We start from the raw sequence: 5,332 nt of genomic DNA on the forward strand, positions 1-5,332 counted from the left end.
GGAGCCATGCCCGGCGCAAGTTCTTCGAACTGGCCGACATCAAGGAAAACGCCCGCAAACGGAAGCCGGCCCACGACATCTCCCCCGTGGCGCTGGAGGCAGTCACCCGGATCGACGCGATCTTCGATGTCGAGCGCGGCATCAACGGTCTGGACGCCGCGGCGCGGCTCGAAGCCCGGCAGCGCCTGGTCCCGCCACTGGTCGACGAGCTTCACGACTGGATGCGCACCGAACGGGACACGATGTCGAGGCACAATCCCGTCGCCAAGGCGATCGCCTACATGTTCAAGGCCGAACGCTGGGAGACCTTCATCCGCTTCCTCGAGGACGGCCGGATCTGCCTGACGAACAATGCCGCCGAGCGGGCGCTGCGCGGCGTGGCCCTTGGCCNGTGGAACTGGCAACCCCTGGAACTCCGACAAGCCGCCTAACCGCGGCCCACGCCGGATGCTTACAGAATGTCTGAATGCCCACTGGTTCCTGACGCTTGCGGATGCGGCTGAAGAGTTGGAGACTTGGCGTAGATACTACAACGAGGAACGGCCACACAGCGCGATCGGCAACAAGGGGCCGATCACGCTGACGAAATCGGGGGAAATAACCAGCCTGTCACCCTGATCGTAGTCCGAAAACTCTTGCCAAGGGCGGTAGAAGGTTCGGGGTCGGACCAACACCATCCGGGCTCGGGTCGCGCCTCGATAATCGTTCAGTGGCAGGTCAGTGATCGAGATGCTTAAAAAGGCGCGATTGAACATCGCTTCGACGAAGTTTCCATATCGCACTATCGGTGTAATAGTGATGGATATTCACCAGGACTCCGAAGATCGTCCCGATGGTCGGATTGCCGACAGGAGAGACAAACCAAAGCTCCGGCAGGTAGAAGACCAGCAACCCGCCCAACACGCAGGCGGCATAGAGGAACCCCAATCGCGTGATGACACCTTTCCGGGGATGTGTATTGAGCTCCACTCGCGCCGGGAAGATCATGTATTGGAGCGCGTGCGACAACTGCACCAGGAGGAACGCAGCAGGCGCGATCCATAGCAGAAGATACCAGAGGTAAATTGCGAGCCATGCGCCGGCAATCCGAAGGTCGAGGTTGCCACTCCTTCGGGCGATCTGAAGCAAAGTAAGGGCCCCGACCAGAAACGCGCAGATCCCGAGTATGTTGACGATCGACATCGCGATGTCGGTTTGGAAGGGTGTGAGAACCGAATAGGATGGCAGGGTCTGTATCCCCCAGACCACGTGCCAAAGGATCAGGACGCGGAACCCGCCTCGAAGCATCAGTCGTTCCCGCGAGTTGATTTGCAGGTCGGAGAGATGCGCGAAGGTCATCATTACGCCCCAAGCTTGGCCGGTGTAGTGCCAGGCGAGGTAGAGGGCCGCGAAGACCCACAGAGCATACGAGATTTCCAGGTTCATTGCCGTGGGACCGGCGCCGCCGAACGCGGGGAGCATGGCGGCCCCAACCACCGCAAGGAGGACAAGAGGCACAATAATGGTCGCGAGCGGATAGGCGCGGACGTTTTCTCGCCGTCCATAAAGAAGTTTGTAGGACACGAGAAAGTGGGGCCAATTCAGCAAGACTTGCATGACAAGCAGCTTGGGAAGGATGTCGCTTTCATCCCCGACGGTCCGACCCGTGCTTAGAAAGATCAAGATCGCAGTTCCAACCACAAAGATGGAAATGCCCGATGTGAGCAGCAAGTCGGTCATCGGCGAAAATATTGCGCGCCGACGCAATGTAAGGGTCGGTATCGGGAAGTAGTGTCGTGTGTCGGTCATGGTGTCTTTTCGGAAAGCAAATGATCGCTGGCGCGCAGGGCGAGAGCTTGGATTGTCAGTCCCGGGGATTCACCACCGCCGCTTGACGGAAACACGCTACCGTCTGTGATGAAGAGGTTACGCCACCGGTGACTGCGGCAGAACTCATCCACGACGCTTTCGTCTGCGTTGCGTCCCATGCGACACGTGCCGAAAACATGTGTTGAGGAAAACGCGTCTGCCGAGCTGAATTCCTCGAAAGGCTTGTCGCAGTTCGCGGCCGCAAGGATGTCACGGCAGACTTGGGCCATGAACCGAATTCGGGCAAATGCATCTGCTTTCAGCTCGGAGTGAATCCGTGGAACAGGCAGACCGCTCGCGTCCTTGCGCTCGGACAGGGTGATGAAGCTGCCGACATTAGGCAGGCACGCTCCGATACCGGTCACGGAGAGCGCACGGCCGAACGTCTGGCGCATTCTACGCTTGTGGTCAGCACCCCAGCCATCAACGACACGCGTTGCATAGGCGACGGGCCCCACAAGATCGCTCTCGGCCATTGATGGTCCGAAACGGGCGCCTCCGACCAATCCAGGAATGGAATCCGGCGACGAATAGTCCCAGGAAACCCAGTCGACCGGCAGCCCTCGATGGCTTCCAAGGTCTTCGGGATGGAGCGCGGAGCTGGTGAACAGAAGCGTCTCCATGAAGTTCCTGCCCACTTCGCCGCTCTCGTTCGCCAATCCGTCCGGGCTGTGTGACGCTGCGGAGTTCAGCAGGAGCCGTGGCGTCTGAACCGCACCGCACGCCAGAAAAATCACCTTGGCCTGAAAGACTTGCAAGCCGTCCTGGGTTTTGCAGAGCACACCCGTCGCACGATTTCCCTCGGCCTCGATCTGCAGTGCTTCGACCCCCGGCAGCACTTCACAGCGACCGGTGTTCACGGCATGGCGAAGGTAGGTCACGTCAATCGTACCCTTGTCCAGGCGCTGACACCCCCGCAGGCACCCGCCGCAGAAGTTGCATTCGGGACGATCGTCGTAAGGCGTGGAAAGAGCGGCCAACGAATTCGGTTGAATGGACATACCGATATCACGGGCAGCTTCTGCAAGTCTCGCGCTGGCAAAGCTGAATGGATGCGCGGGCATTGGGTAGGGTTTGCGTCGCGGAGCACGCAAATCGTCGGCGGGCCCGGCAATGCCGACCGTTTGTTCCGCGAGTTGCCAATATGGTGCAAGAGCGTCGTAGTCCATCGGCCAATCTGCGGCGACGCCAAAGTCGCTTCGCATTTTCATTGCCGCGGGCGTCAATCTGTGCGCTTCACCGGTAAAGTGGAGGGAACTGCCGCCAACCCCGCGCACGTGATGGTAGCCGAACGATGCGCGGCGCTCGCCTGGGACATATGGACCGCTTAGCGAATTCCAGGAGCGGATGTTTTTGGCTTCGTCGCCGAGATTTTGTAGGTCGGCAACATCGTATGGTGCCCTGCTGCCCGGAAGCACAGGAAACGGTGTCTCCCAATCTTCACGGTCTTGCGCATAGTCCTTTCGAGGTTCGAAAGCCGGGCCTGCTTCGAGCACCCGGACGCGAAGTCCTTTGGTAGCAAGCCGCCAAGCCGCAGCGCCTCCGCCCGGGCCGGACCCGACGATCAATACATCCACGTCTTCCATTTCAAACAGGCTTCTCGTCGTGGTCCGGATATCCGTCGGGTTGAATGGGGCTGGCAATTCCGAGTCCCGGCCACGCACGCCGGTCCCGATAATAAAGGGTTAGCGTGTCGTTTCGTATGCGGGTTGCAAAGACTTGGGGCAAGGATTGCGGTGGCTGCGAGAAGGCCGCCTCCAGAACACGGTTTCGGTCCGGAAGCGCCAAATTCGCAAAGCTTCCGTTCGCTGCGCGATCCAGCCAGGCCGTTCCTTCTGCGATCATTAGCTCATAGTTCTGGATATCGAGTGCCATCGCTTGGATCTGTTGGTGGATCCCGATGTCAGCTGCTGAGGGAGTTTCGTCAGCGGGCACGATGGTCTCCACCATAGCGCGCAATGTGTCGTTCGTCCTCGCGTCCGCAGTCGAAGGGCGAGAGGTGACGCCAATCCAGATTGGTGCGAGAAGCATGCCGATGTTCACAGCACGACGAGATGGACGAAGGTTTTCCGACGTTGTTCGCAAGCCATCCAGCTTGACCGTGTCGCCATATTTCACTCGCATGACACACTACTCCCGCCCCAACCGGTTTGCGGCATTCAAGTCACGGCTCACCCCTGGATAGATCCGCACCCATTTTTTGATCACAGATGACTTGTGGTCAACCTGTTGCATGCGCTAAGACTTTTGTCCAGAGGGGGCAAAAAAGCATTGTGGCAAGCGCAGAACGCCTTTGCAAAATACAGGTCGAGGTTGTCCCAATAATGCCCAAATTAGCGCACAAAGCGCACCGCAAAAAGCAAATGTGTTACAAGTGAACGAAGGGACTATTGGGGAATGAAGAATTACAGCCAGTCGCCGCTTTCGGCGACCGCTTTAGTATGTCTTGGCGCCATCTCTCTGGTGCCCGTTGGTAAAGCCAATGCCGGCCACCTCTTTACTCAGGCGTCTTCGAATACGCCGACATGGATCCAGCAAGGCAATGGGATTGCAGTGAAGCAGTATGGCAGCGAAGGCGCATACAGCTTTGGCGCAGGAAATATCTCAATAAATTTCCAGCAGCCTTCGGGCGGCACTCCAGCGGAGGCAACGCAATCTGGCGACGCCTGGTGGCAATGGAGTGCCGGCGATGTAATGAAGATCAATCTGCCGCTGGCCGACGCGACCTACACCTACTCGATCGCCTATGATGCTGCCCCGAGCTGTTCGTATGATTATTGCGGCATTACGGGGAGTTCGTCACTTTACATCTCCAACACGAGCCTTGGCGATGCGGGCGTCACCTTGCCGGACCATTCTGGCGAGAAATACGGCGGCGGCTACACCTCGTCTGATACATACTTCAGCTGGTCGGTAGTATCCGTTGCCGGGGAGTTTGCGCTGGGTGGTTATCGTCTTTACACTGCTGACGGCACGATCGACGGCACTGGCGCTGGTCCATTGACGCAAGACAGCGTGGTCAGCGAGGACGAGGTCGATGATACCGTCGGCGGCGGAGGGCCTCGTCCGATCAATGCGGACGATGACACCGATGCTGGGCTCGGAACGACCACTACCTACGTTTTTGATGGCGGCACGCTCAACACCACGTCGGATCTATCGAACGATTTCACGATTACTGGAAACGGAGGGACCGTCAGCGTCGCGAGCGGCAACTCAGCGGCCATGTCAGGCGTCTTGGCCGATGACGGCGCGACAGGAGGATCGTTCACCAAGTCTGGTGACGGCACGCTGATCCTGTCGGGGAGCAACACCTATTCGGGTGGCACAACCGTCACGGGCGGCACCCTGTCGGTGTCCTCGGATGGCAACCTCGGCGCGGCCTCGGGTGGTGTGACGCTGGACGGCGGCACGCTCGCGACCACGGCGGACATGTCCACGGGCCGGACGTTCACCTTCGGGGCCGGCAACGGGACGATCGATG

General features: G+C 59.1%; 4 protein-coding genes and 2 pseudogenes. 3 read left to right on the plus strand and 3 right to left on the minus strand.

The window, feature by feature from the left end:
• Both GQE99_RS14640 and GQE99_RS14645 read left to right on the plus strand, forming a co-directional pair.
• Nucleotides 1-401: pseudogene (locus GQE99_RS14640) on the plus strand (IS66 family transposase); the annotation flags it as partial.
• 43 nt (nt 402-444) lie between these two features.
• Nucleotides 445-618, plus strand: a pseudogene (locus GQE99_RS14645) (integrase core domain-containing protein); the annotation flags it as partial.
• A gap of 99 nt (nt 619-717) precedes the next feature.
• Here GQE99_RS14645 and GQE99_RS14650 read toward each other — a convergent pair.
• The 3 genes from GQE99_RS14650 to GQE99_RS14660 all read right to left on the minus strand — a co-directional run bounded on the left by GQE99_RS14650 (nt 718) and on the right by GQE99_RS14660 (nt 3,972).
• Complete coding sequence (locus GQE99_RS14650) at nt 718-1,719, minus strand: hypothetical protein (protein ID WP_161352393.1); 1,002 nt, start codon at nt 1,717-1,719, stop codon at nt 718-720.
• A gap of 65 nt (nt 1,720-1,784) precedes the next feature.
• Nucleotides 1,785-3,434 (minus strand): GMC family oxidoreductase, encoded by a 1,650-nt coding sequence (locus GQE99_RS14655; RefSeq protein WP_161352394.1) that lies wholly within the window; start codon nt 3,432-3,434, stop codon nt 1,785-1,787.
• A 1-nt stretch (nt 3,435) separates the two neighbouring features.
• Nucleotides 3,436-3,972, minus strand: a complete 537-nt coding sequence (locus tag GQE99_RS14660) for a gluconate 2-dehydrogenase subunit 3 family protein (protein WP_161352395.1) — start codon at nt 3,970-3,972, stop codon at nt 3,436-3,438.
• Between the two features lie 273 nt (nt 3,973-4,245).
• Between GQE99_RS14660 and GQE99_RS14665 the strand changes: the two genes are divergently transcribed.
• The coding region (locus GQE99_RS14665) for an autotransporter-associated beta strand repeat-containing protein (protein ID WP_202530854.1) at nt 4,246-5,332 on the plus strand (1,087 nt) is incomplete at its 3' end.

It is taken from the genome of Maritimibacter harenae, from assembly GCF_009882975.1.
In the GTDB taxonomy this organism is placed as follows: Bacteria; Pseudomonadota; Alphaproteobacteria; order Rhodobacterales; family Rhodobacteraceae; genus Maritimibacter; species Maritimibacter harenae.